The organism is Pseudomonas asgharzadehiana, assembly GCF_019139815.1.
GTDB classification, from domain to species: Bacteria; Pseudomonadota; Gammaproteobacteria; order Pseudomonadales; family Pseudomonadaceae; genus Aquipseudomonas; species Aquipseudomonas asgharzadehiana.
The window spans coordinates 704,136-728,634 of the sequence record NZ_CP077079.1 but is presented as its reverse complement, the minus strand read 5'-3'; the positions used below and the strand labels follow the sequence as shown (position 1 = coordinate 728,634).

Genomic DNA, 24,499 nt, shown 5'->3' with positions numbered 1-24,499 from the left:
ATGCCGTAAATACAGGAGGCAGGCCAAAAAAAATCTAAACGGCCGTATCACGGTGGACTTATTGTGGCGATCCATTCTCCAGGGAGGTCAATAACAATCATGAAAGACGCCACCATCGCGCTGCACCATGGCTTTAAGTCGGACCCCACCACCAAGGCCGTCGCTGTGCCGATCTACCAGAATGTCGCCTTCGAATTCGATAACGCCCAGCATGGCGCCGACCTGTTCAACCTGGATGTGCCCGGCAACATCTACACGCGGATCATGAACCCCACCAACGATGTGCTGGAGCAACGCCTCGCCGCCCTCGAAGGCGGTATCGCCGCGCTGGCGGTGTCGGCCGGCAGCGCCGCGATCCACTACGCGATCCAGACCCTCACCCGGGCCGGCGACAATATCGTCACCACCCCGCAGCTCTACGGCGGTACCTACACCCTGTTCGCCCACCTGCTGCCGAGCTTTGGCGTCGATGTGCGCTTCGCCCGAGACGACTCTGCCCAAGCCATCGCCGAGCTGATCGACGACAACACCAAGCTGGTGTACTGCGAAAGCATCGGCAACCCGGCGGGCAATATCATCGACATCCAGGCACTGGCAGACGTCGCCCATGCCCGTGGCGTGCCACTGGTGGTGGATAACACCGTGGCCACGCCGATCCTGTGTAAGCCGATCCAATTCGGCGCCGACATCGTTGTGCACTCAATCACTAAATACATTGGCGGCCATGGCAACTCCCTGGGCGGCGTGATCGTCGACAGCGGCACCTTCCCCTGGACCCAATATCCGGAAAAATTCCCCGGCCTCAACAACCCCGAGCCGGCCTATCACGGCGTGATCTATACCGAAAAATTCGGTCCAGCGGCCTTTATCGCCCGCGCCCGCACTGTGCCGCTGCGCAATACCGGCGCGGCGCTGGCGCCGATGAATGCGTTTTTGCTGCTGCAAGGCCTGGAAACCCTGGCTCTGCGCATGGAGCGCCACACCGAAAACGCCCTGAAGGTCGCGCAGTTCCTACAAGGCCATGCGGCAGTGGAATGGGTCAGCTATGCCGGGCTACCCGATCACCCGCACCACGCCCTGGCGCAAAAATACATGCAAGGCAAACCGTCGGCGATCCTGTCTTTCGGCTTGAAGGGCGGCTTCGATGCCGGCGTGCGCTTCTACGACTCGCTGCAAATCTTCAAGCGCCTGGTCAACATCGGTGACGCCAAATCCCTGGCCTGCCACCCTGCCTCCACCACCCATCGGCAGATGAACGAGCAAGAACAGGCCAAGGCCGGTGTGAAGCCGGAGATGATCCGCCTCTCTGTGGGCATCGAGGCGATTGAAGACCTGATCGACGACTTGCAGCAGGCCTTGGGCTCAAGCCGAGTCTGACGCCAGGGCGCTGGCCAGTGCGTCATCGCTGATATCCGCACCCCGCGCAAAGTAGGCGACCTTGTGCCGCAAGGTCGCCGGCGGGAAGGCGGTGTACAGGTCCGGGCGCTGTTCTTCGAGCCGTTGGAGCAGGTTGTCGATCAGGGTTTGCGGTGACTGCTCTGCCAAATGTTTGAGCACCGGCGCAGGCACTCGCCACCACGGGCTGGCTTTAGCCTCGGTCATCGGCCCCGGCGCAACCGTCAGCGGCTGGCCATTAATCAGGTAACGCTGGAACACCGGCAATACCGTTGACGCCGCGTCGCCCAACGCCTGCAACATCGGTAGAAATTGGGCGCCATCCCAGAAGCGCAGAAACACTTCCTGATGATCGGGCAGGTAGACCTTGGTCAAGCCTTGCAGATGCGCAACCACGGTTTGCAACGAGCTGGAGGACACCGCCAGCCAGCCCCAGTCCGTGGATTCGGTGGTCGCTATCCAGTCGAGAAAAGGACTGTCGGGCTCGATGATTGCGACATAGGGCATCACCTCACTCCACTCGGCGTAGGCTGTGCCGGACCAGATGGGTTGGGGCGGCATGCCGGCAGCTGTGCTTCGCCAAGCATCGAGAGGTTTGGCGTCACTGGCATTGCTGAGGACGACGAAGAAGCGCTCGCCTGATTCGAGTAGGTGGTGGGCTAGCCAAGTCCGAGGTGCTAGCTGCTTAAGCATTCGAGATAATCCTTTGCACATAGAAGTTAATTAAATAGTCCACCGTCAAACACTGCGACGCCCCGAGAGTTTTTATCCAAGCCAGCCCATATATTCACCGACACACCACAAAGTAACCGCGTACCCCCCCATACCCATCAAAAAAAAACCCCACAGTCTCAACTCACGCATTAGCTGGCGAGGAACATTGTCCAGATCTTCACGCGTAATGGCCCCATCCTTAATATGCAATTTCTGAAAGACAAACATTCCAGCGACGGTATTCACAAAAAAAGTTTTGCTTAAAAAATCGGAACCAATAAAACGCTTACGGTAAGAGATCAATCTTGAAGCACCCAAGCACTCCAATATTTCATCGACTTTACGATATGAAAAATACACCTGCCCCACTAAAACAAGAACGACCCATAACGCCGCGATCATCAAACAATAAAAATACAAAGTCCTTGCGCTTTCCATATTTATTTCACTCCCTCATAAACAACTTCCCCCAACTTGCTCCCCATGCGAGCTCCGGCATTCCCCCCTATTGCGGCTCCGGCACCCACAACCACCACGCCGCAAATTAACCCGCCAACGCCAAGGGTTCCTACACCGATAGCAATACAAACCGGAGTGGCCGCCAATGTGCCCCGGTCGAGCGTACTGCGTAAGGTGTGGATTCAGGCTGCGAAAACGCTCCAGAATAATTGCACCGGGAGACTCGAACAGCGTTTTTTCCAACTCACCACGCTGCATGGCGCGTTGCACGATATGAAAACCCGGCTCTACAGCCGAGGCTTCGCGGCTGAGCCTCCGCGAGCTGATTATCGGGCAGGTGACCTTCGTCAAGCCTTGCAGGTGTGCCAATACGGTTTCCAACGAACTGGAGAGACCTTAATCGCATCAAAAGCAATACGTCGATGTCGTAATTTTTTCATTTCAACCAACCTACGCACTCTCCAACACCCCATAACACCACGCAAACAACCACCAAGAAGAATAAGACATACACCAACGCCCTTAATTGAAACTTAAGTTTCGACGGAACACTTTCAAACTCCTCACGGGTAAACCCACCCTCTCTTATGTGCACTTTCGGAAAAGCAAGCATTCCGGCAATCGTCAGTACAAAACAAGATCTACTAAAAAAATCCTTTCCCAGCAACTGCTTACGAAACACTACAACCTTTGAATTTCCCAAACAGGCCAGTATTTCATCTACTTTCGAATACGAAAAATAAAGCTGCACTAGAAAAGTTAAAAAAATCAAAGCGAACACGCTTATCCAGCACCACATATAAATTACGTAATACTCGTTCATTATGGGTTTCGCACCTCATAAATGAATTCACCGATGTGTTCTCCAACTTTCGCTCCACCCAACCCGGCAATAGATGTACCTGCCCCTATGACCACCAAGACACATAACACTCCTCCTACACCGAAAGTTCCGGCGCCGACGGCAGCGCAAATTGTACTAGCGCCAGCTACTCCGGCGGCGCCACCCAACCAGCCACCGGCAACGCCTCCGACGAAGCTCCCCCCTTCAATGAACTTTACTTTCTTACACTTCGCCGGCGTATCAACGCGGCACGTTTCCTTCACTTTCAACGCTGAGGCTGAAGCCCCGAGCACCATACCAACGAAACCACCAACCTTCATGTATTGGCTTGCACGCGCCACACCCTGAATATGTGTCGCATACCCGGGAATACCTCCTGCCACACCGGCCCTGCTCCAATGATGAACCAGACTACGACTGGAGATTCCCAGCGCGCTTTTGAGCTTTGGGTGATCTGCAATATTTACACCCTTTCGGACTAAGGGTCCCAGGCTGTTATCCAGTCGAGTTAACAACTGCTTGCGCTTTGTAAAGAATTCGACACCTTGCAAACTCCCTTGTGCCTGAAAGGTTCTAACATGCAATTTTTCGAGAGCATCAAGTACCGACTTCGTCCGTATCAGATGACCTTCCACCATCGTCGACCCAATCCCCACCGCCATCGAGCTATCCGCCAAAAACCCCCTAACCACCTCATGGTGCTCCACCATAAACGCCGCTTCCTCATCACTCATCGGCGTCAGCGCATTGCTCACCTCTTGCGCTGCCTCCATCAGCAATGCTTCCTCACGGGTGCATTGGCTGTTGAGTGGATCGCTGAGGACGAGCATCTGCCCCGGTCGGGCGTACTGCGTAAGGTGTGGATTCAGGCTGCGAAAAACGCTCTAGGACAGTTGCACTGGGAGACTCGAACAGCGTTTTTTCCAACTCATCACGCGGCATGGCGCGTTGCACAATATGAAAACCTGGCTCTACAGCCGAGGCTTTCGCCGCAGGGGCTCCTCGAGCGTTATTACCTGCGCTGCCATGCTGCGCGATATCGCACTGCCCATTCTTGCAACGCTCACATTCCTCGCAAAACGGTGCACTACGCTTCAAACTCGCCACTTGCACGGGGCTCAGTGGGGCGGGGATAACCGCCAAGAGTTTTTCCTTGAGCCCCGGTATCAACGGCGCCGGGCCGGGGGCAGGGCCGCCGCCGAGCTGGATCGGCACGCTGCTGAATATGCCGCCCGCTGAAAGCGTGATCGACTGCCCTCCTGCCTGGATCGTGAGGGTGGCGCCCGCGTCGATAACGATGCTCTGCCCTGCGCCAATCTGAATGGTTTGCCCAGCCTTTACCTGCTGCGAGCCGCCGACCACCAGGTGATCATCCAGCTTGAGTTCGGTCAGGCGGTTGCCATGGGTGATGCGCTGTTCTTCGCCCTGCAGTTCATGGTGCGACTCACCCCCAACTTTCACCCGGCGCTGGTTGTCGACCTGTACCTGCTGGTCATGTAACACGTGCTGGGTCCAGTCGCGCTGGGCACGCAGGTAGATTTCTTCGGCGCCCTTGCGGTCTTCGATGCGCAATTCGTTGTAACCGCCGCCACCGGGGCTGCTCTGGCTGCGGAAGATGCTGCGGGTCTTGTCCGCCGGCAGGTCGAGGGGCACCGGCGTCGCCGCGTTGGGCAGGCAACCCATCACCAGCGGCATGTCCAGGTCGCCATTGACGAAGCCCACCAGCACTTCCATGCCCACTCTGGGGATAAGCACCGCGCCATAGCGGTCATGGGCCCAACCGCTGGCAACCCTCAACCAACAACTGGAATGATCGTCATGGACCCCGGCGCGGTCCCAGGCCAGTTGCACCTTGACCCGGCCGTACTCGTCGCAATGGATTTCGCTGTCGGCAGGCCCCGTGACCACGGCGTTCTGATAACCCGAGATAGCCGGGCGCGCTTGCTCGGACAAAGGCGGGCGGAAGATCACATCCCAAGGCGCGGCGACAAAGTTATTGCGATATCCCTGCCGAAACTCACCGTCGCAGACTTCAGTCACAGCCTCCTCAAGCACTTGCGGCTGCTTGCCTTCGTGGCTTACTTGGCGCACCAGCCACAAGTCATTCCAGCTCTCGCGGGGGTGCCCTGACAGCTTGAGGAAACCGCCACTGACCAATGCCGGTTCATCACCCTCGCCATGGGCCAGTCGGTAGTCGCTGCGTTGGCGCTCCAACCCGCGCTGCGCGAAGTGTTTGCCATGGGCACGGTCGCTGAATTGGCCGGGATAGCCTTGCTGTTCGAGCATGGGAAGCTGTTCACCGCTGGCCGCGCTTTCCAGCGCCAGGCGCGGTTTTCGGAAATCGTAATCGCGCAGGTTTACCGCCGTGGTAGCGGTCGCCAACTGCACGGCGAAGCGTTTGATCGCCGGGGTTTGCGCGACCATCCCGGAACCGGGCATGTAGGGAGTGGGTTGCTCCGCCTGGGCAAACACGGTCTGGTCATCGCCGAACACCAGCAGATGTCCTTCGGGTGAATGCTGAAAATGGTAGTGAATGCCCTGCTCGGCACACAGACGTTGAATGAACGCCAGGTCGGTCTCGCCGAACTGCACGCAATATTCGCGCTCGAGGTAAGTACCGCTGAGGCGAAATTCGAACTGATCACTCAGGATGCCCTGCCCCACCAGCACCAGTGCCACCATCTGCGGCACCGTCTTGTGCTGGAAAATACGCTGGTGGCTGCTATGCGCCAGGTAGGCCAATTGCGGTACAAGAGTGATTTGATATCGCGTCAGACGGCGCCCGGAGTCACCCTGCGCCACTCGGTAAACCAGGCCGTGGACGCCATGCCCCCGATCATCGAAACCCAGGTAAACCTGGCGATGCAACACGCTTTGCAGGTCAAGATCGGGCTGCTCGCCTACCAGCTCAAGGTCAAAACAGTAGGGCTGACTAAGCGCCTCGTTACCGTTGAAGCGGTAGACCTTGAGGTCACTGGCAACCCCGTCGAGGGTCAGGGTAAAGGCACTTTGATTGGCAGGAGCGAACATCCGGTGTTTCTCTGCGAGGGGTAGGCGCAAGATTCTGCACCACGATTTCGCCTCTCTGAGCGCCCCCCGAGCAAATCAGTAAACCCCTACACGCCAATGTCGGAATCTTCTTCGGACCAACTCAAATCACACGCAAAAAAAGGCCCGCCATCCGTAGGACGCGGGCCTTCTTTTTAACTCAAACGGCGCTTAACGCCCGGCGAGTTACTTGTTGAGGTTGTAGTCTTTTTCGGCGGCGTCAAAGCGCTCGACCATACCGGCGGTCGGTGCGCCCATCTTGCTCACGAAGTAGATCGCCAGGCTGGCGAAGATGAAGCCTGGGATGATTTCGTACAGGCCCAGCAGCGAGAAGTGCTTCCACACGATCACGGTGGTTGCGCCGACCAGGATGCCGGCCAGTGCGCCGTTGCGGGTCATACCTTTCCAGATCACCGAGATCAGCACCACCGGGCCGAACGCCGCGCCGAAACCGGCCCAGGCATAGCTGACCAGGCCCAGTACGCGGTTTTCCGGGTTGGCGGCCATGGCGATGGCGATCAATGCCACCAGCAGCACCATGGCGCGACCGACCCATACCAGCTCAACCTGGGAAGCGCTCTTACGCAGGAAGGTCTTGTAGAAGTCTTCGGTCAGGGCGCTGGAGCACACCAGCAATTGGCAGCTCAGGGTGCTCATGACGGCCGCGAGGATGGCCGACAGCAACACACCGGCAACCCATGGGTTGAAGAGGATTTTTGCCAGTTCGATAAACACACGCTCAGGGTTCTCGGTCACAGGACCCGCCACTTCCGGATGCGCCGAAAAGTAGGCGATACCGAAGAAGCCAACGGCCACGGTGCCGCCCAGGCACAGGATCATCCAGGTCATGGAGATGCGGCGCGCCTTGGCGATCGACTTCACCGAATCCGCCGCCATGAAACGCGCCAGGATATGCGGTTGGCCGAAGTAGCCCAGGCCCCAGCCCATCAGCGAGATCACGCCGATGAAGGTGGTGTTTTTCAGCATGTCGAAATTGGTCGGGTCCTTGGCTTCGATGGCAAGGAAGGTGGTGTCTACGCCGCCGGTGGCCAGCAGCACGATGATGGGCGTCAGGATCAACGCAAAGATCATCAGCGTCGCTTGCACGGTATCGGTCCAGCTCACCGCCAGGAAACCACCGATAAAGGTGTAGGCAATCGTCGCCGCAGCGCCGGCCCACAAGGCAGTCTCGTAGGACATGCCGAAGGTGCTTTCGAACAGGCGGGCACCGGCCACGATGCCGGACGCGCAGTAGATGGTGAAGAACACCAGGATCACGACGGCGGAGATGATCCGCAGCAGGCCGCTTTTATCTTCGAAACGGCTGGAGAAGTAATCCGGCAGCGTCAGGGCGTCGCCGTTGTGTTCGGTCTGTACCCGCAGGCGACCGGCCACGAACAGCCAGTTGAGGTAGGCACCGGCGATCAGGCCGACGGCGATCCAGCTTTCCGACAGACCGGACATGTAGATCGCGCCCGGCAAGCCCATCAACAACCAGCCGCTCATGTCGGAAGCGCCGGCGGACAACGCCGTCACCACGCTGCCGAGGCTGCGACCGCCAAGGATGTAATCGGAAAGGTTATTGGTGGAGCGATAGGCCATCAGGCCGATCAGCACCATTGCTGCGATGTAGATCACGAATGTGATCAGGGTTGGATTGCTAACGCTCATATGAGTGACGCCCTGGCTTTGTTTTTATGTGGCAGCGGTCTGTCGGACGGCTACCCACTGATCAGTGAGTAAACGTACCTGTGTGCCGCGCATTTATGACTGACGTTTCCCCAGGAAAGCCGCCAGCCGATGAACCCCGCTTTCGCGTTGGTTGCACCTTGGCCGCGAATGCTATTCAACAAAGCAAATAAGGTGCAACCAGTTTCTTGGGATTAAGTTGCACCTGAGCGTAAATTCGCTCAAATACCCTGTTTTTGCTCCTTTTCGGAGCAAGAACAGCGGATCTCAGAAGCAAATGCACCAAGAGAAAGCGCAATCCGCTGAACGCTCAATTTTTTCACTGCATCCATCGAAAATTTCATGGATAAAAAGGGTTGCACCCGGTTGCACCTCTTCTTGGGCGCAGCTAATCTTGCCGCCAGCTAATGCCACTCGGTAGTGGCACCCATGAGGATAAGAAAATGGCGACGACCACCCTTGGGGTCAAACTCGACGACCCGACCCGCGAACGCCTTAAGGCTGCCGCGACCTCCATTGATCGCACGCCGCACTGGCTGATCAAGCAGGCGATTTTCAATTACCTGGAGAAACTAGAGGGTGGTGCAACCCTGGCCGAGCTCAATGGTTTGAGCAGCAAGGATGCCGACGACGCGGGCGAGGTCCAGGCCGACCACGCGCACCAGTGCTTCCTTGAGTTCGCCGAGAGCATCCTGCCGCAATCGGTACTGCGCGCCTCGATCACCGCCGCTTACCGCCGCCCGGAGCCGGAAGTGGTGCCGATGCTGATCGAACAGGCCCGCCTGCCGGCCCCCATGGCTGAAGCCACCAACAAGCTGGCCGCCTCGATTGCCGAGAAACTGCGCAATCAGAAGAGCGCCGGCGGCCGTGCCGGTATTGTTCAGGGCTTGCTGCAGGAGTTTTCCCTGTCGTCCCAGGAAGGCGTGGCCCTGATGTGCCTGGCCGAAGCGCTGTTGCGTATCCCGGACAAGGGCACTCGCGACGCACTGATCCGCGACAAGATCAGCACTGGCAACTGGCACCCGCACTTGGGCAACAGCCCGTCGCTGTTCGTCAATGCCGCCACCTGGGGCCTGCTGCTGACCGGCAAACTGGTCGCCACGCACAACGAAGCCGGCTTGACCTCATCCTTGAGCCGCATCATCGGCAAGAGCGGCGAGCCGATGATCCGCAAGGGCGTCGACATGGCCATGCGCCTGATGGGCGAACAGTTCGTCACCGGCGAAACCATCGCCGAAGCCCTGGCCAATGCGAGCAAGTTCGAAGCCAAGGGTTTCCGCTATTCCTATGACATGCTCGGTGAAGCCGCGCTCACCGAACACGACGCCCAGAAGTACCTGGCCTCGTATGAACAAGCCATTCACTCCATCGGCAAAGCCTCACACGGCCGTGGGATTTATGAAGGCCCGGGCATTTCCATCAAGCTTTCGGCACTGCACCCGCGTTACAGCCGTGCGCAATATGAGCGCGTGATGGACGAGTTGTACCCGCGCCTGCTGTCCCTGACCCTGCTGGCCAAGCAATACGACATCGGCCTGAACATCGATGCCGAAGAAGCCGACCGCCTGGAACTGTCCCTGGACCTGCTGGAACGCCTGTGCTTCGAGCCGCAACTGACCGGCTGGAACGGCATCGGTTTCGTCATCCAGGCTTACCAGAAGCGTTGCCCGTACGTGATCGATTATGTGATCGACCTGGCACGCCGCAGCCGCCATCGCCTGATGATCCGCCTGGTTAAAGGCGCGTACTGGGACAGCGAAATCAAGCGCGCCCAGGTCGAAGGCCTGGAAGGCTACCCGGTGTACACCCGCAAGGTGTACACCGACGTTTCCTACATCGCATGTGCTAGAAAACTGCTGTCGGTGCCGGAAGTCATCTACCCGCAGTTCGCCACGCACAACGCCCACACCCTGTCGGCCATCTACCATATCGCCGGTCAGAACTATTACCCCGGCCAGTACGAGTTCCAATGCCTGCACGGCATGGGCGAGCCGTTGTACGAACAGGTTGTAGGCAAGGTCTCCGAAGGCAAGTTGAACCGTCCGTGCCGCGTGTACGCGCCGGTCGGCACTCACGAAACGCTGCTGGCGTACCTGGTGCGTCGCCTGCTGGAAAACGGCGCCAACACCTCGTTCGTCAACCGTATCGCCGACCAGTCCATCTCGATCCAGGAACTGGTGGCCGACCCGGTGGCCAGCATTGAGCAAATGGCCACGCAGGAAGGCGGCTTCGGCTTGCCGCACCCGCGTATTCCATTGCCGCGCGACTTGTATGGCAGCGACCGCGCTAACTCGGCGGGTATCGACCTGGCCAACGAACACCGCCTGGCGTCACTGTCGTGCGCCCTGCTGGCCACCGCTCACAACAACTGGAAAGCCGCGCCGATGCTCGGTTGCGCCGCCAGCGAGCAGGCCGCGACAGCGGTGCTGAACCCGTCCGACCTGCGTGATGTGGTCGGCCAGGTGCAAGAAGCCACTATTGAAGACGTCGACAACGCGATCCAGTGCGCCATCAATGCGGGCCCGATCTGGCAGGCCACCCCGCCCGCCGAACGCGCCGCGATCCTGGAGCGCGCCGCCGACCTGATGGAAGGCGACATCCAGCCACTGATGGGCCTGCTGGCCCGCGAAGCCGGCAAGACCTTCGCCAACGCCATCGCCGAAGTGCGTGAAGCCGTGGACTTCCTGCGTTACTACGCGGTGCAGGCACGCAACGATTTCACCAACGATGCCCACCGCCCATTGGGCCCGGTGGTCTGCATCAGCCCGTGGAACTTCCCGCTGGCGATTTTCAGCGGCCAGGTGGCGGCTGCGCTGGCCGCCGGCAACCCGGTATTGGCCAAGCCCGCCGAGCAAACCCCATTGGTAGCGGCCCAGGCCGTGCGCATCCTGCTCGAAGCCGGTATTCCGGAAGGCGTGCTGCAACTGCTGCCGGGCCAGGGCGAAACCGTCGGTGCCCGCCTGGTGGGCGACGATCGCGTCAAAGGCGTGATGTTCACCGGCTCCACCGAAGTGGCGCGCCTGCTGCAACGCAATGTCGCCGGGCGCCTGGATGCCCAAGGCCGTCCGATCCCGCTGATCGCCGAAACCGGCGGCCAGAACGCGATGATCGTGGACTCCTCGGCGCTCACCGAACAAGTGGTCATCGACGTGGTGTCGTCGGCCTTCGACAGCGCCGGTCAACGTTGCTCCGCGCTGCGAGTGCTGTGCCTGCAGGAAGATTCGGCGGACCGCGTCATCGAAATGCTCAAGGGCGCCATGGCGGAATGCCGCCTGGGCAACCCGGAGCGACTGTCGGTGGACATCGGCCCGGTGATCGACGCAGAAGCCAAGGCCGGCATCGAAAAACACATCCAGGCCATGCGCGACAAAGGCCGCAACGTTTACCAAGTGGCGATTGCCGATGCTGAAGAGATCAAGCGCGGCACCTTCGTGATGCCAACCCTGATCGAACTGGAAAGCTTCGACGAACTGCAACGCGAGATCTTCGGCCCTGTGCTGCACGTGGTGCGCTACAAGCGTAAAGAGATCGACCAGTTGATCGGCCAGATCAATGCGTCCGGCTACGGCCTGACCCTGGGCGTGCACACCCGCATCGACGAGACCATCGCCAAGGTGATTGATAACGTCAACGCCGGTAACGTTTACGTTAACCGCAACATCGTCGGCGCCGTGGTCGGTGTGCAGCCGTTCGGTGGCGAAGGCCTGTCGGGCACCGGCCCGAAAGCCGGTGGCCCGCTGTATCTGTACCGCCTGCTGTCGACACGTCCTACCGATGCGATCGAACAATCCTTCGTACGTGGCGACAAGCTGGCAGCACCCGATGTGCGCCTGCGCGATGCCATGAGCCAACCACTGACTGCCCTGAAAACCTGGGCCGACAGCAATAAGTTCAGCGAGCTGAGCACCCTGTGCACTCAATTCGCCGCGCAGTCGCAAAGCGGCATCACTCGCCAACTGGCCGGGCCGACCGGCGAGCGCAACAGCTACGCCATTCTGCCCCGCGAGCATGTACTGTGCCTGGCGGAAGTAGAAGGCGACCTGCTGACCCAACTGGCCGCGGTGTTGGCGGTAGGCGGCTCGGCGGTATGGCCGGAAACCGACCTGACCAAGGCCGTGTTCCCACGCCTGCCGAAGGAGATTCAGGCGAAGATCCAGCGCGTGGCTGATTGGGCCAAGGACGAGGTGGTGTTCGACGCGGTCCTGCACCACGGCGATTCCGACCAACTGCGCGCGGTGTGCAAGCAAGTGGCCCAGCGTGGCGGTGCGATTGTTGGCGTGCATGGTTTGTCGCAAGGTGAGACGGCGATTGCACTGGAGCGCCTGGTGATTGAGCGGGCGTTGAGTGTTAACACCGCAGCAGCGGGTGGCAACGCCAGCTTGATGACCATCGGCTAAAAAACGCAGTTGCACAATGTGGGAGGGGCTTGCCCCCGATAGCGGAGTTTCAGTCAGCACACCTGGTGCTGACACACTGCTATCGGGAGCAAACCCCCTCCCACTTTTTTGATCGTGTTTCAATTCCCTCCCCGCGTTCTGCCCCTTCATCACCCAGATCAATCTTGCTATCCACCCTCCATTTGCGCACTTAGACTCCGGCCTATTCCCCTAAAAGGTAAGCCGCCATGTCCGAGACGCTGCTCAGTTCCCGCAATCTGGCTTTCGAGCTCTACGAAGTCCTCGATGCCGAGGGCCTGACCCAGCGCGAGCGGTTTGCCGAGCACAACCGCGAAACCTTCGACGCGGCCATCAGCACCGCGCGCAGCATCGCCGAAAAGTACTTCGCCCCCCACAACCGCAAAAACGACGAAAACGAACCGCGCTACGAAGACGGCAAGGCCATCCTGATTCCCGAGGTCAAGCCGGCCGTGGATGCGTTCCTTGAGGCGGGCTTCCTCAACGCCGCGCGCAGTTTCGACGCGGGCGGCATGCAGTTGCCCACCCTGCTGTCCCAAGCCTGTTTCGCCCACTTCCAGGCGGCCAACGCGGCGTCCACGTCCTACCCGTTCCTGACCATGGGCGCGGCCAACCTCATCGAAAGCTTCGGCACCGAAGAGCAGAAACAACGTTTTCTGCAGCCCATGATTGATGGGCGCTTTTTCGGCACCATGGCCCTGACCGAGCCCCATGCCGGCTCATCCCTGTCGGATATTCGCACCCGCGCAGAGCCGGCGGCTGACGGCACCTATCGGCTCAAGGGCAACAAGATCTTCATCTCCGGCGGCGACCACCCGCTGTCGGAAAACATTGTGCACATGGTGCTGGCCAAGCTGCCGGACGCACCGGCCGGGGTGAAGGGCATTTCGCTGTTTATCGTGCCCAAATTCCTGGTCAACGAGGATGGCAGCCTCGGCGCACGCAACGATGTGTTGCTGGCCGGGCTGTTTCACAAGATGGGCTGGCGGGGCACCACGTCCACCGCGCTGAATTTCGGCGATAACGGCAACTGCGTCGGCTACCTGGTAGGTAAACCGCACCAAGGCTTGAGTTGCATGTTCCAGATGATGAACGAGGCCCGCATTGGGGTTGGCATGGGCGCCGTCATGCTCGGTTACGCGGGCTACCTGTACTCACTGGACTACGCTCGCGAACGCCCGCAAGGGCGCCTGCCTGACAACAAAGACCCCAGCACCGCGCCGGTCTCGATCATCCAGCACGCCGATATCAAACGCATGCTGCTCACCCAAAAAGCCTATGTGGAAGGCGCCTTCGACCTGGGCCTGTACGCCGCGCGGTTGTTCGATGACACCACCACGCTGGGAACCGACACCGAGCGCAAACAAGCTCACGAACTGCTGGACCTGCTCACGCCCATCGTCAAATCCTGGCCGTCGGAGTTCTGCCTCAAGGCCAACGAACTGGCGATCCAGATCCTCGGCGGCCACGGCTACACCCGCGAATATCCGGTGGAGCAGTACTACCGCGACAACCGCCTGAACCCGATCCATGAAGGTACCCATGGCATCCAGTCCCTGGATTTGCTGGGTCGCAAGCTGGCGCAAAACGGTGGCGCGGGGCTCAAGCAACTGATCCGCCTGATTGCCGAAACCGGTGCGCGGGCGCACAAATACCCGTCACTCACCGCCTTGAGAGAGCCGCTGGAACAACTGGTGGCGCGCCTGCAAGAAGTCACGTTGGGACTGCTGACGGATCTCGCCCAGGGCAGCGTCAACAACAGCCTGGCGAACTCGGCGCTGTACCTGAAGGTATTCGGGCATACGGTGATTGGCTGGCGCTGGCTGGAACAGGCGATTCGCGCCGAAGAAGGGCTGGCCCGGGGCAATGCGGCGGACATGGCCTTCTATAAAGGCAAGCTCCAGGCCGCCCGTTACTTCCTGACCTGGGAAGTACCGGGCTGCCATCATGAACTGGCGATTCTTGAGGCACGCGACGATACGTGCCTGGGGATGCAGGATGGATGGTTCTAAGGCTGGATCGCCTTGGAAATCACTTCGACCGTGGCGCTGACTTGCTCTTGGTAACGGTCGAGTTCCTGTTGGTGCGCCTGCTGCATTTCGATCTGCTCGGCGCACAGGTTCAGCGCCGCCAGCACCAGTAATTTGTCACCGATCAGGGTCGGGTACTTTTTCTTGGTGGTGGCCAGGGAAGCCTTGAGCATGGTCACGGCGTGCATCAGGGTTTTATCCTCCCCGGCCGGCGCCTTGATCGAGTAATCCTCTCCGAGAATCGAAACGACCTTTATGCCTTCATTCATGCGCCGACAGGCCCCGCGCTCACGCGCTCAACCAACGCCTGGATACGGGCCGCGGTGGCGCCATGCTTTTCTTCCTGCTCCATCAGGCTCAGTTGCAGGCTGTCGTTCTCATCCTTGGCGCTGGCAAGTTGCGCCTTGAGGGATTCGTTGCTGCCCAACAGGTCATGATTCTGCTGTACCAGGTCGCTGACCAGTTGTTCCAATTGGCTGAGGGATGCTTCTAACATTTTGATTTCTCGGGCTTTTTCAAAGGGCGGTGACGATAAAGAAAATTCACCTCGGATGCCAGGGTTATCCCCGGCGCGCAGCTCGATTTTTAAGGGGCCGGGCCACACTTTCGAGCCTTAGTGACTGCATATCCCCCATCTGGTTCCTGAAACCATAAAACCTCTGGTCGGGCGCTTGCGCCTCCAACTGAACGTACTCGGTTAAAAATGTGGGAGGGGGAGTTTGCCCCTTACACATTTGGATCCCTGCGAATCAGAAAAAGCTTTTTGACAGCGCAGCAATTCAACAGGTTAGAATCGCTGGCACGCAGACTGCATGGTCAGTCCGCGCCTGTCTTGTTTGCCCACGGAGTACTGCCTTTGAATGCGACGACCATCAACAGCCTGTTCTTGATCGGCGCGTTGCTGGTGAGTGCGAGCATTCTGGTAAGTTCTCTTTCGTCGCGCCTGGGGATTCCGATCCTGGTGATCATCCTGGGCGTAGGCATGCTGGCCGGTGTCGATGGCGGCGGCATCATCTTCGACAACTACCCGACCGCCTACCTGGTGGGCAACCTGGCCTTGGCCGTGATCCTGCTCGACGGCGGCCTGCGCACACGGGTAGCGAGTTTTCGCGTGGCGCTCTGGCCGGCGTTGTCGCTGGCCACGGTGGGGGTATTGATTACCACCGGCCTCACCGGCATGGCGGCGGCCTGGCTGTTTAACCTCAATATCATTCAAGGCTTGCTGATCGGCGCCATCGTCGGCTCCACCGATGCGGCGGCGGTGTTCTCGCTGCTGGGCGGCAAGGGGCTTAACGAACGGGTCAGCGCCAGCCTCGAAATTGAATCCGGCAGCAACGACCCGATGGCGGTGTTCCTCACCGTGACACTGATCGACATGCTCGCCAGCGGCCAGACCGGCCTGCACTGGAGCCTGCTGACCCATCTGGTGCGCGAATTCGGTATCGGCGGCATCGTCGGCCTGGGTGGCGGCTGGTTAATGCTGCAAATGGTCAACCGCATCAACCTGGCCAACGGCTTGTACCCGATCCTGGTGATCGCCGGCGGCCTGTTCGTATTTGCCCTGACCAACGCCCTGCACGGCAGCGGCTTCCTCGCGGTGTACCTGTGCGGCCTGGTGATCGGCAACCGTCCGGTGCGCAGCCGTCATGGCATTTTGCATATGCTCGATGGCATGGCCTGGCTCGCGCAGATCGGCATGTTCCTGGTGCTGGGCCTGCTGGTCACCCCCCACGACTTGCTGCCGATCGCCCTGCCGGCGCTGGGCCTGGCGCTGTGGATGATCCTGTTTGCGCGGCCGCTGTCGGTGCTGGTCGGCCTGCTGCCGTTCAAGGCGTTCCACGGCCGCGAAAAAGCCTTTATCGCCTGGGTCGGCCTGCGCGGCGCGGTGCCGATCATTCTGGCAGTGTTCCCGCTGATGGCCGGGCTGCCCCATGCGCAGCTGTATTTCAACCTGGCGTTCTTTATCGTGCTGGTGTCGTTGCTGGTACAGGGCACGAGCCTGCCGTGGGTGGCCAAGTTGTTGAAAGTGACGGTACCGCCGGACCCCGCGCCGATCTCCCGTTCCGCCCTCGAAGTACATGTCACCAGCGAGTGGGAACTGTTCGTCTACCGCCTGGGCGCGGAAAAATGGTGCATCGGCGCAGCCCTGCGCGAGCTGAAAATGCCCGAAGGCACACGGATCGCTGCCCTTTTTCGTGGCCAGCAACTGCTCCATCCGTCGGGTAGTACCGTGCTGGAAGTCGGCGATCTGCTCTGCGTGATCGGCCACGAACACAACCTGGCGGCCCTGGGCAAACTGTTCAGCCAGGCACCGCAACGCGGCCTCGACCTGCGCTTCTTCGGCGACTTCGTCCTTGAAGGCGACGCCCAACTGGGCGCGGTTTCGGCGCTGTATGGCCTCAAGCTCGAAGGGATCGACCCGGACATGCCGTTGAGCCGTTTCATCACCCAGAAAGTCGGCGGCGCGCCGGTGGTCGGCGACCAGGTGGAGTGGAACAACACCATCTGGACCGTCGCGGTCATGGACGGGAACAAGATCGGCAAAGTGGGCGTCAGATTCCCCGAAGGAAGTCGCCCGGGCCCCGGTCTCTTCCTCTAAACTGCCGAGCGACGCAACGCTCCCGACTCTTCACCTAGCTCAATCGGTCTCTATGCCAACCCTGCGCACATTTCTCGCCACCGCCCTGCTGGGCCTGACCCTTTGTGTCGGCAACGTCTACGCCGCCGACCCGCCCAGCGCCGACGCCATCCAGCAAACCCTGGACAAGCTGCCCGACCGCAAGCTGCCCGACGCCGACATGAAGGCGCTGCAAACCGTCCTGCAGCAAACCCTGACGTACCTGGGCAACAAGCAGGACTACGAGCAGCGCCTGGCCGACGTCAAGCGCCAGTTGGAAGATGCCCCGCGCCAGACCAGCGAAAATCAGCGCGAACTGACTCGACTCAAAGCCACCAAGGTCATTCCGGTGGCCCAGCGCTATGCCACGCTGCCCGTACCGCAACTGGAACAACTGCTGGTCCAGCGCAGCACCCAGCAAGGCGACCTGCAAAAAGAACTGGCCGACGCCAACAGCATGACCATCGCCGCGCAGACCCGCCCCGAGCGTGCGCAGACCGAAATCAGCAGCAGCCAGGCGCGCATCCTGCAGATCAACTCGACGCTCAAGGCCGGCAAGGACAATGGCAAAGCCCTCAACGCAGACCAACGCAACCAGTTGAATGCCGAACTGGCGGCACTGAATGCCTTGATCCCGCTGCGCCGCCAGGAACTGGCCGGCAACAGCCAATTGCAAGACCTGGGCAACAGCCAGCATGACCTGATCCAGGAAAAAGCCGCGCGCCTGGAACAAGAGATCCAGGACCTGCAAACCCTGATCAACCAGAAGCGCCTGGCGCAATCCCAGCAGACCGTGACGCAGCAGTCCATCGAGGCACAGAAGTCCGGCGGCAGCAGCATCCTGGCCACGGAAAGCGCAGAGAACCTGAAGCTGTCCGACTACCTGCTCAAAAGCACCGACCGCCTCAACGACCTGACCCAGAAGAACCTGCAAACCAAGCAACAACTGGACACGGTGACCCAGAACGACGCCGCGCTGGACGACCAGATCAACGTGCTCAAGGGCAGCCTGCTGCTGTCGAAGATCCTCTATAAGCAAAAACAGGCCTTGCCACGCCTGACCGTCGACCGCGACCTGGCCGACGACATCGCCAACATTCGCCTGTACCAGTTCGAGGTCAACCAGCAACGCGAGCTGATCAGCTCCCCCAGCGCCTATGTGGAAAATCTGCTGGCCAACCAACCGCCGGATGACGTGACGCCACAGCTGCGCCGCACCTTGCTGGAACTGGCGATTACCCGCAGCGACTTGCTGGAACGCCTGAGCCGCGAACTGAGCGCGCTGCTCAACGAATCCATCACCCTGCAACTGAACCAGAAACAACTGCTGAGCACCGCCACCACCCTGCGCGCGACGCTCGACGAACAGATGTTCTGGATCCCCAGCAACAAGCCGCTGGACACCGAGTGGCTGGAAAGCGTGCCGGCGCACCTGAGCAAGCAAGTCACCAGCCTGCCGTGGGCGTCCAGCGTCAGCGAACTGTATGACGGCCTTACCCAGCGCCCACTATTGTTTCTGCCGCTGCTGCTATTGATTGGCGCCCTGCTGTGGCGACGCAAGGCGCTGTACCAGCGGCTGAGTAAAGTGCATCTGGACATCGGCCACTTCAAGCGCGACAGCCAATGGCATACGCCGCAGGCCATCCTGATCAACATCCTGCTGGCGATGCCGGTGTCCCTGGGGCTGGCATTGTGCGGCTACGCATTGCAGATCGACGCCCGCGGGCAAAACGCCAACCTGGGTTCAGCGCTGCTGCAACTGGCCCAGGCATGGTTGGTGTTCTACACCGCCTACCGGATTCTCGCGCCAGGTGGCGTGGCCGAACTGCACTTCCGCTGGGAAAAACCCCAGGTTGAATTCCTGCAAGGCTGGGTCCGCAAGCTCGGGCTGGTGGTACTGGCCCTGGTGGCCGTGGTGGCGGTTGCCGAGCACCAGCCGGCGGCGCTGGCCGATGACGTATTGGGCATCGGCGTCGTGCTGATCTGTTATGCCCTGATGGCCTGGCTGCTGGGCCGCCTGCTGCTCAACAGCCCCACCCACGAAAAAGCCTCGCTGTTTCGCAAAGCCATGGGCCTGCTGTTTACCGCTTTGCCCGTCGCATTGTTTATCGCCGTGTGCTTCGGCTATTACTACACCGCCCTCAAACTCAGCGACCGCTTGATCAACACCCTGTACCTGCTGATGTTCTGGCTGGTGATCGAAGCCACCTTCGTGCGCTGGCTGAGCGTCGCCGCACGACGCCTGGCCTATGCGCGCGCCCTGGCCAAACGCCAGGCGGCCAAGGAAGCGGGTGAAGGCGAAGCGGTGGTTGAAGAGCCGACGCTGGACATCGAAAAGGTCAACGAACAATCCTTGCGCCTGATCCGCCTGGCCCTGCTCGGTGGTTTTATCGCGGCGCTGTACTGGGTATGGTCGGACCTGATCTCGGTGTTTTCCTACCTGGATAACGTCACCCTGTACGAATACACCAGCGGCACCGGGGCCAATATCAGCATGGTGCCCATCAGCATCGGCGACTTGCTCGGCGCGCTGATCATCATCGGTATCACCTTCGCCCTGGCGCGCAACTTGCCCGGCTTGCTGGAAGTATTGGTGCTATCCAAGCTCGACCTGGCCCAGGGCAGCGCCTACGCCACCACCACGTTGCTTTCGTACGTGATTGCCGGGGTGGGTTTTGTCTCCACGCTCTCTACCCTCGGCGTGAGCTGGGACAAATTGCAATGGCTGGTGGCCGCGCTGTCGGTAGGCCTGGGCTTCGGCATGCAGGAGATCTTCGCCAACTTTATTTCCGGCATCATGATCCTGTTCGAACGCCCGGTGCGCATCGGCGACACCATCACCATCGGTAACCTGTCGGGCACGGTGAGCAAAATCCGCATCCGCGCCACCACCATCACCGACTTCGACCGCAAGGACATCATTGTCCCGAACAAAACCTTCATTACCGGGCAACTGATCAACTGGTCGCTGACCGACACCATTACCCGCGTCACCCTGAAGCTGGGTGTGGACTACGGCTCCGACCTGGACCTGGTAAAGGAGTTGTTGCTCAAGGCCGCCAGGGAAAACCCACGGGTACTCAAAGAACCCGAGCCTCACGTGTATTTCCTCAATTTCGGCGAAAGCACCCTCGATCACGAACTGCGCATGCACGTACGTGACCTGGGCGACCGTAACCCGGTGCTGGACGAGGTCAACCGCTACATCAACCGTGAATTCAAGAAACAGCACATCAACATCTCCTTCCGGCAGATGGAGGTGTACCTGAAAAACCTGCACGGCCAGGAATACAAACTGGTGCCGGTGGAAGACGAGCGCAAGACCCTTATCGGTCCCGCGCCGGTGCAGGACGCACCCGAGCCGCCCGCCGGAAAGGTCGAGGATGCGCCGGAACCGCCACCGAGCAAACTCGACTAACGCATCTAGCCCCAGCACAATGCCGGGGCATTCTGCTGGAGATGGCCGGTGAAAGCCCTAGACGAACTGACCTTCGACAACCGCTTCGCCCGTTTGGGCGACGCGTTCTCAACCCACGTCCTGCCAGAACCGCTCGATGAGCCGCGCCTTGTCGTGGCGAGCGATGCTGCCATGGCCCTGCTCGACCTCGACCCGGCGGTGGCCGAAACGCCGGTGTTTGCCGAGCTGTTTGGCGGCCATAAGCTATGGGCCGAAGCTGAGCCGCGGGCGATGGTCTATTCGGGGCATCAGTTCGGCGGCTATACCCCGCAACTCGGCGATGGCCGCGGACTGTTGTTGGGCGAGGTGTACAACAATGCCGGCGAGCACTGGGACCTGCACCTCAAGGGTGCCGGGATGACGCCGTACTCGCGGATGGGCGATGGCCGCGCGGTGCTGCGCTCCTCGATTCGTGAATTCCTCGCTTCCGAGGCGCTGCATGCGCTGGGTATCCCCACCAGCCGCGCCTTGTGCGTGATCGGCTCCAGCACGCCGGTATGGCGCGAGAAGCAAGAGCGCGGCGCCATGGTGTTGCGCCTGGCGCCGAGCCATATCCGCTTCGGGCATTTCGAATATTTCTACTACACCAAAAAGCCCGAGCAGCAGGCAGAACTGGCCGAGCACGTCTTGAATCTGCATTACCCCGAATGTCGCGAACAGCCCGAGCCGTACCTGGCGATGTTCCGCGAGATCGTCGAGCGCAACGCCGAACTGATCGCCAAATGGCAGGCCTACGGTTTCTGCCATGGCGTGATGAACACCGACAACATGTCGATCCTCGGCATCACTTTCGACTACGGGCCGTATGCGTTTCTGGATGATTTCGACGCGCACTTTATCTGCAACCATTCGGACCATGAAGGGCGCTATTCCTTCAGCAACCAGGTGCCCATCGGCCAATGGAACCTCAGCGCGCTGGCCCAGGCGCTGACGCCGTTTATCAGCGTTGAAGCCTTGAAGGAGGCGCTCGGCCTGTACCTGCCGTTCTACCAGGCCCACTACCTGGACCTGATGCGCCGCCGCCTGGGGCTGACCACGGCCGAAGACGACGACCAGAAATTGGTAGAGCGCCTGCTCAAGCTGATGCAGAACAGTGGCGTGGATTACACGCTGTTCTTCCGCCGTTTGGGGGATGAATCTGCGGCGCTGGCCGTGGCGCGGCTGCGCGATGACTTTGTCGACATGGCCGGGTTCGATGCCTGGGCCGACCTGTACAAGGCCCGTGTTGCGCGGGATGGGGAGTACAGCGAAGAACAGCGCCGTGGGCGGATGCACGCGGTCAACCCGCTGTACATCCTGCGCAACTATCTGGCACAAAACGCCATCGCCGCCGCCGAATCCGGGGATTACAGCGAAGTACGGCGGCTGCATGCGGTGCTGTCCAAGCCGTTTGAGGAGCAAACGGGGATGGAGCAATACGCGCAGCGGCCGCCGGATTGGGGCAAGCATTTGGAGATTAGTTGTTCGTCGTAATGTCACCGAATGAAGGTTTCAACCGAAACTCCAAAGCGCTCAGCCAGCCAACGAATTTGCCGCACGTTGAGCTGGCGCTTTCCGCTCAATACTTCAGAAACAACCGATTGGGCACCCACGCCCGGCAGATCGCTTTGGGTGAGGTTGTGCTCACGCATCATGTAGCGCAACACGTCTACACCGCTGGCCTCGGGCATAGGGCGATGCTTATGATCGTAGGCTTCGATCCAGTCGCTGAGGATATCCACCAAGCTCATCAGAGGGCTGTTTTCATCTTCACCGACCAGGCTCAGTAACTCGTCCAAGCCGCACACCAGGGCGTCGTAGGCCGCCTCGTTTTCTGGTTTGCGCAGCACGGGCGAAACGTATTGCCAGTGCTCTGCCGCCACTCGCATAAGCGCGCTCATCTGGTTTTTTCCTTCCACTTATCTTTCTCATAATCACGATGATCAAGCAGCTGCTTGATATAGACGCGCTGCACCTGATAGGCCACGCAAGCAATCAATCTCAGCTTGTTACCTCCGATATCAAACACATGAAACTTTCCGACCTTATCCGTGGCAGGGAACATGGTTTTCATCGACGCGAAGTCTTTGGGGGAGTTGCGCCTGATCAAGCGATACCACTGATCCAAAGCCGTTGCTGAGCGCGGCCACTTTTCCTTTGCTTCCCAAATCTTTTTTTCACTGTCCTTATCGCATCTTGCTATAGAGGTTAGACCTGTACCTCGAATATCTCAATTTGCTATAGCTGCAAACAGACCGATGGCACAAAACGGAACAGACTCCAACAGACTAGATAGCGGGGCCTTCACTAGCATGAGCAAACTATGAGCGAATAAGTCGCCCACTCGTCTCCTTGATAAATCCAAGGCCTGGCTCCAGATAGATCCCATTGGCCAAACCAAGGAGCCCCCATGTCCGAACCTCTCGTCATCCCCTGCCCCCATTGCAACGGCCTCAACCGCATCCCCGGCGAACGCCTGGGTGATACGCCCAAGTGCGGGCGTTGCAAGCAACCCGTGTTGTTGAACAAGCCGTTTGAGCTTAAGCAAGGCGACTACGCCAGCCAGATCAAGGGCGACCTGCCGCTGTTGGTGGATGTGTGGGCCGACTGGTGCGGGCCGTGCAAGTCGTTTGCGCCGGTGTTTGAACAGGCGGCTGGGCAGCTTGCGGGCAAGTGCCGACTGGCCAAGCTCGACAGTGAGGCCAACCAGCAGTTGTCGGGGCAATTGGGGATTCGTTCGATCCCCAGTTTGATTCTGTTCAAGAACGGCCGCGAAGTGGCGCGCCAGAGCGGGGCGTTTCCGTTGCCGCAGTTGATGAGTTGGTTGCGTAGCCAGGGCGTGTAACCGATCGGGAAAGCACCACCGGACAGTGTGGGAGGGGGCTTGCTCCCGATAGCGATGGGTCAGTCAGTCCATCCGAAACTGATACACCGCTATCGGGAGCAAGCCCCCTCCCACAAGTTTTTGTGTCGTCGGCAAAATCAGCCGTTTTCCAGCAAGTTATGCAATTCCACAAACTGCTGCGTCAGCTTGTGTCGCGGGTCCAAGTGGATCAGCGGTTTGCTCTCTTGGTGCGACTCGCGCATGCGCACCGAGCTGGCCAGGTACACCGGCAGCACCGGCAGCCCTTCGGCAATCAGTTCGTCCAATATCTGCTGTGGCAGGCTTGCCCGAGCCTGGAACTGGTTAACCACGATGCCTTCCACTTCCAGGCCTTCGTTGTGGTCGTCCTTCAGTTCTTCGATTTCCGCCAGCAGGCCGTAGAGGGCTTGGCGCGAGAAGCTGTCGCAATCGAAGGGGATCAGTACGCGATCAGCGGCAATCAACGCCGAAACCGCATAAAAATTAAGTGCTGGCGGCGTATCCAGGTAAATCCGGTCGTAATCCTCGCCCAGTTCATCCAACAGCTTTCTCAGCTTGTTGATCTTGTGCTTAGCCTCAAGCTTGGGCTGCAGATCAGCCAATTCGGCAGTGGCGGTAATCACATGCAGGTTGTCGAACGGCGTTTCGTAGATATCCACCTTGTTCTTCTTCGAAAACGGCCCGGAAGACAGGGTTTGCTTGAAAAAGTCCGCGATCCCCATGGGGATATCATCGCCAGTCAGCCCGGTGAGGTACTGCGTTGAGTTGGCTTGTGCATCGAGGTCCACCAACAGGGTTCGATAGCCTTCGCTGGCGCTGACCGCCGCCAGGTTGCAGGCGATGCTGGACTTGCCCACGCCGCCTTTCTGATTGAACACCACACGCCGCATGGAAAAACCTCCGTGTATCAATAATTGTCCGAGTGTAGAGGGCAAAAGCGCCTGTTAGCTACCTCGTTCATCGATGCGTTGCGGCAACAAAGGCAGGCC

General features: G+C 59.7%; 18 protein-coding genes. 7 read left to right on the top strand and 11 right to left on the bottom strand.

Features of this window, described 5'->3' with window-relative positions; genetic code table 11:
* Window positions 1-99: 99 nt before the first annotated feature.
* A complete protein-coding gene (locus tag KSS96_RS03235) occupies window positions 100-1,377 on the top strand; it encodes an O-acetylhomoserine aminocarboxypropyltransferase/cysteine synthase family protein (RefSeq protein WP_217855726.1) in 1,278 nt (425 codons plus the stop codon).
* Here the strand turns inward: KSS96_RS03235 and KSS96_RS03230 are convergent.
* The 6 genes from KSS96_RS03230 to putP form a co-directional block, all read right to left on the bottom strand.
* Window positions 1,363-2,088 carry a DUF4123 domain-containing protein gene (locus KSS96_RS03230; protein WP_065879470.1) on the bottom strand — a complete coding sequence of 242 codons (726 nt, stop codon included), beginning with the start codon at window positions 2,086-2,088 and terminating at the stop codon, window positions 1,363-1,365. The genes KSS96_RS03235 and KSS96_RS03230 overlap by 15 nt on opposite strands.
* 72 nt (window positions 2,089-2,160) lie before the next feature.
* Window positions 2,161-2,547: a hypothetical protein gene (locus KSS96_RS03225; protein WP_017526484.1), complete on the bottom strand. Its 387-nt coding sequence runs from the start codon at window positions 2,545-2,547 to the stop codon at window positions 2,161-2,163.
* Window positions 2,548-3,004: 457 nt separating this feature from the next.
* Window positions 3,005-3,349 carry a hypothetical protein gene (locus KSS96_RS03220; protein WP_135196337.1) on the bottom strand — a complete coding sequence of 115 codons (345 nt, stop codon included), beginning with the start codon at window positions 3,347-3,349 and terminating at the stop codon, window positions 3,005-3,007.
* A gap of 41 nt (window positions 3,350-3,390) precedes the next feature.
* Entirely contained in the window at window positions 3,391-4,242 is an 852-nt protein-coding gene (locus KSS96_RS03215; RefSeq protein WP_217855724.1) for a hypothetical protein, read from the bottom strand.
* The gene (locus tag KSS96_RS03210; protein ID WP_225913309.1) at window positions 4,199-6,442 is read right to left on the bottom strand and encodes a type VI secretion system Vgr family protein; all 2,244 of its coding nucleotides are present in this window, start codon (window positions 6,440-6,442) and stop codon (window positions 4,199-4,201) included. Before KSS96_RS03210 ends, KSS96_RS03215 begins: the two co-directional genes overlap by 44 nt.
* Window positions 6,443-6,646: 204 nt before the next feature.
* The gene (gene putP / locus KSS96_RS03205; protein ID WP_217855722.1) at window positions 6,647-8,131 is read right to left on the bottom strand and encodes a sodium/proline symporter PutP; all 1,485 of its coding nucleotides are present in this window, start codon (window positions 8,129-8,131) and stop codon (window positions 6,647-6,649) included.
* Between the two features lie 461 nt (window positions 8,132-8,592).
* On the opposite strand from putP, the gene putA reads away from it, so the two are divergent.
* Window positions 8,593-12,546, top strand: coding sequence for a trifunctional transcriptional regulator/proline dehydrogenase/L-glutamate gamma-semialdehyde dehydrogenase (gene putA, locus KSS96_RS03200; RefSeq protein ID WP_017526488.1), 3,954 nt, complete (start codon window positions 8,593-8,595; stop codon window positions 12,544-12,546).
* 227 nt (window positions 12,547-12,773) lie between these two features.
* The gene (locus KSS96_RS03195; protein ID WP_017526489.1) at window positions 12,774-14,576 is read left to right on the top strand and encodes an acyl-CoA dehydrogenase; all 1,803 of its coding nucleotides are present in this window, start codon (window positions 12,774-12,776) and stop codon (window positions 14,574-14,576) included.
* Here the strand turns inward: KSS96_RS03195 and KSS96_RS03190 are convergent.
* A complete protein-coding gene (locus KSS96_RS03190; RefSeq protein ID WP_017526490.1) occupies window positions 14,573-14,863 on the bottom strand; it encodes a cell division protein ZapA in 291 nt (96 codons plus the stop codon). The two genes, KSS96_RS03195 and KSS96_RS03190, sit on opposite strands and share 4 nt — an antisense overlap.
* Complete coding sequence (locus KSS96_RS03185) at window positions 14,860-15,090, bottom strand: hypothetical protein (protein ID WP_065879473.1); 231 nt, start codon at window positions 15,088-15,090, stop codon at window positions 14,860-14,862. Before KSS96_RS03185 ends, KSS96_RS03190 begins: the two co-directional genes overlap by 4 nt.
* Window positions 15,091-15,450: 360 nt before the next feature.
* Here KSS96_RS03185 and KSS96_RS03180 point away from each other — a divergent pair, with 360 nt between their 5' ends.
* The 3 genes from KSS96_RS03180 to selO are packed head-to-tail and all read left to right on the top strand — an operon-like array spanning window position 15,451 to window position 22,141.
* Window positions 15,451-17,193: a potassium/proton antiporter gene (locus tag KSS96_RS03180; protein ID WP_017526492.1), complete on the top strand. Its 1,743-nt coding sequence runs from the start codon at window positions 15,451-15,453 to the stop codon at window positions 17,191-17,193.
* Between the two features lie 52 nt (window positions 17,194-17,245).
* Window positions 17,246-20,629 (top strand): mechanosensitive channel MscK, encoded by a 3,384-nt coding sequence (gene mscK / locus KSS96_RS03175; RefSeq protein ID WP_217855720.1) that lies wholly within the window; start codon window positions 17,246-17,248, stop codon window positions 20,627-20,629.
* A 48-nt stretch (window positions 20,630-20,677) separates the two neighbouring features.
* On the top strand, window positions 20,678-22,141 hold the full coding sequence (gene selO / locus KSS96_RS03170) for a protein adenylyltransferase SelO (protein ID WP_065879475.1): 1,464 nt from the start codon (window positions 20,678-20,680) through the stop codon (window positions 22,139-22,141).
* A gap of 2 nt (window positions 22,142-22,143) precedes the next feature.
* On the opposite strand, the gene KSS96_RS03165 is transcribed toward selO, so the two are convergent.
* Together KSS96_RS03165 and KSS96_RS03160 are read right to left on the bottom strand one after the other, a co-directional pair.
* The gene (locus tag KSS96_RS03165; protein ID WP_017526495.1) at window positions 22,144-22,548 is read right to left on the bottom strand and encodes a helix-turn-helix domain-containing protein; all 405 of its coding nucleotides are present in this window, start codon (window positions 22,546-22,548) and stop codon (window positions 22,144-22,146) included.
* A complete protein-coding gene (locus tag KSS96_RS03160) occupies window positions 22,545-22,850 on the bottom strand; it encodes a type II toxin-antitoxin system HigB family toxin (RefSeq protein ID WP_026067145.1) in 306 nt (101 codons plus the stop codon). The genes KSS96_RS03165 and KSS96_RS03160 overlap by 4 nt, the downstream gene beginning before the upstream one ends.
* A 207-nt stretch (window positions 22,851-23,057) precedes the next feature.
* Between KSS96_RS03160 and trxC the strand changes: the two genes are divergently transcribed.
* Window positions 23,058-23,492 (top strand): thioredoxin TrxC, encoded by a 435-nt coding sequence (gene trxC / locus KSS96_RS03155; protein WP_017526497.1) that lies wholly within the window; start codon window positions 23,058-23,060, stop codon window positions 23,490-23,492.
* Between the two features lie 137 nt (window positions 23,493-23,629).
* Here the strand turns inward: trxC and KSS96_RS03150 are convergent, their stop codons facing one another.
* Complete coding sequence (locus KSS96_RS03150; protein ID WP_003171256.1) at window positions 23,630-24,400, bottom strand: ParA family protein; 771 nt, start codon at window positions 24,398-24,400, stop codon at window positions 23,630-23,632.
* Window positions 24,401-24,499 lie beyond the last annotated feature (99 nt).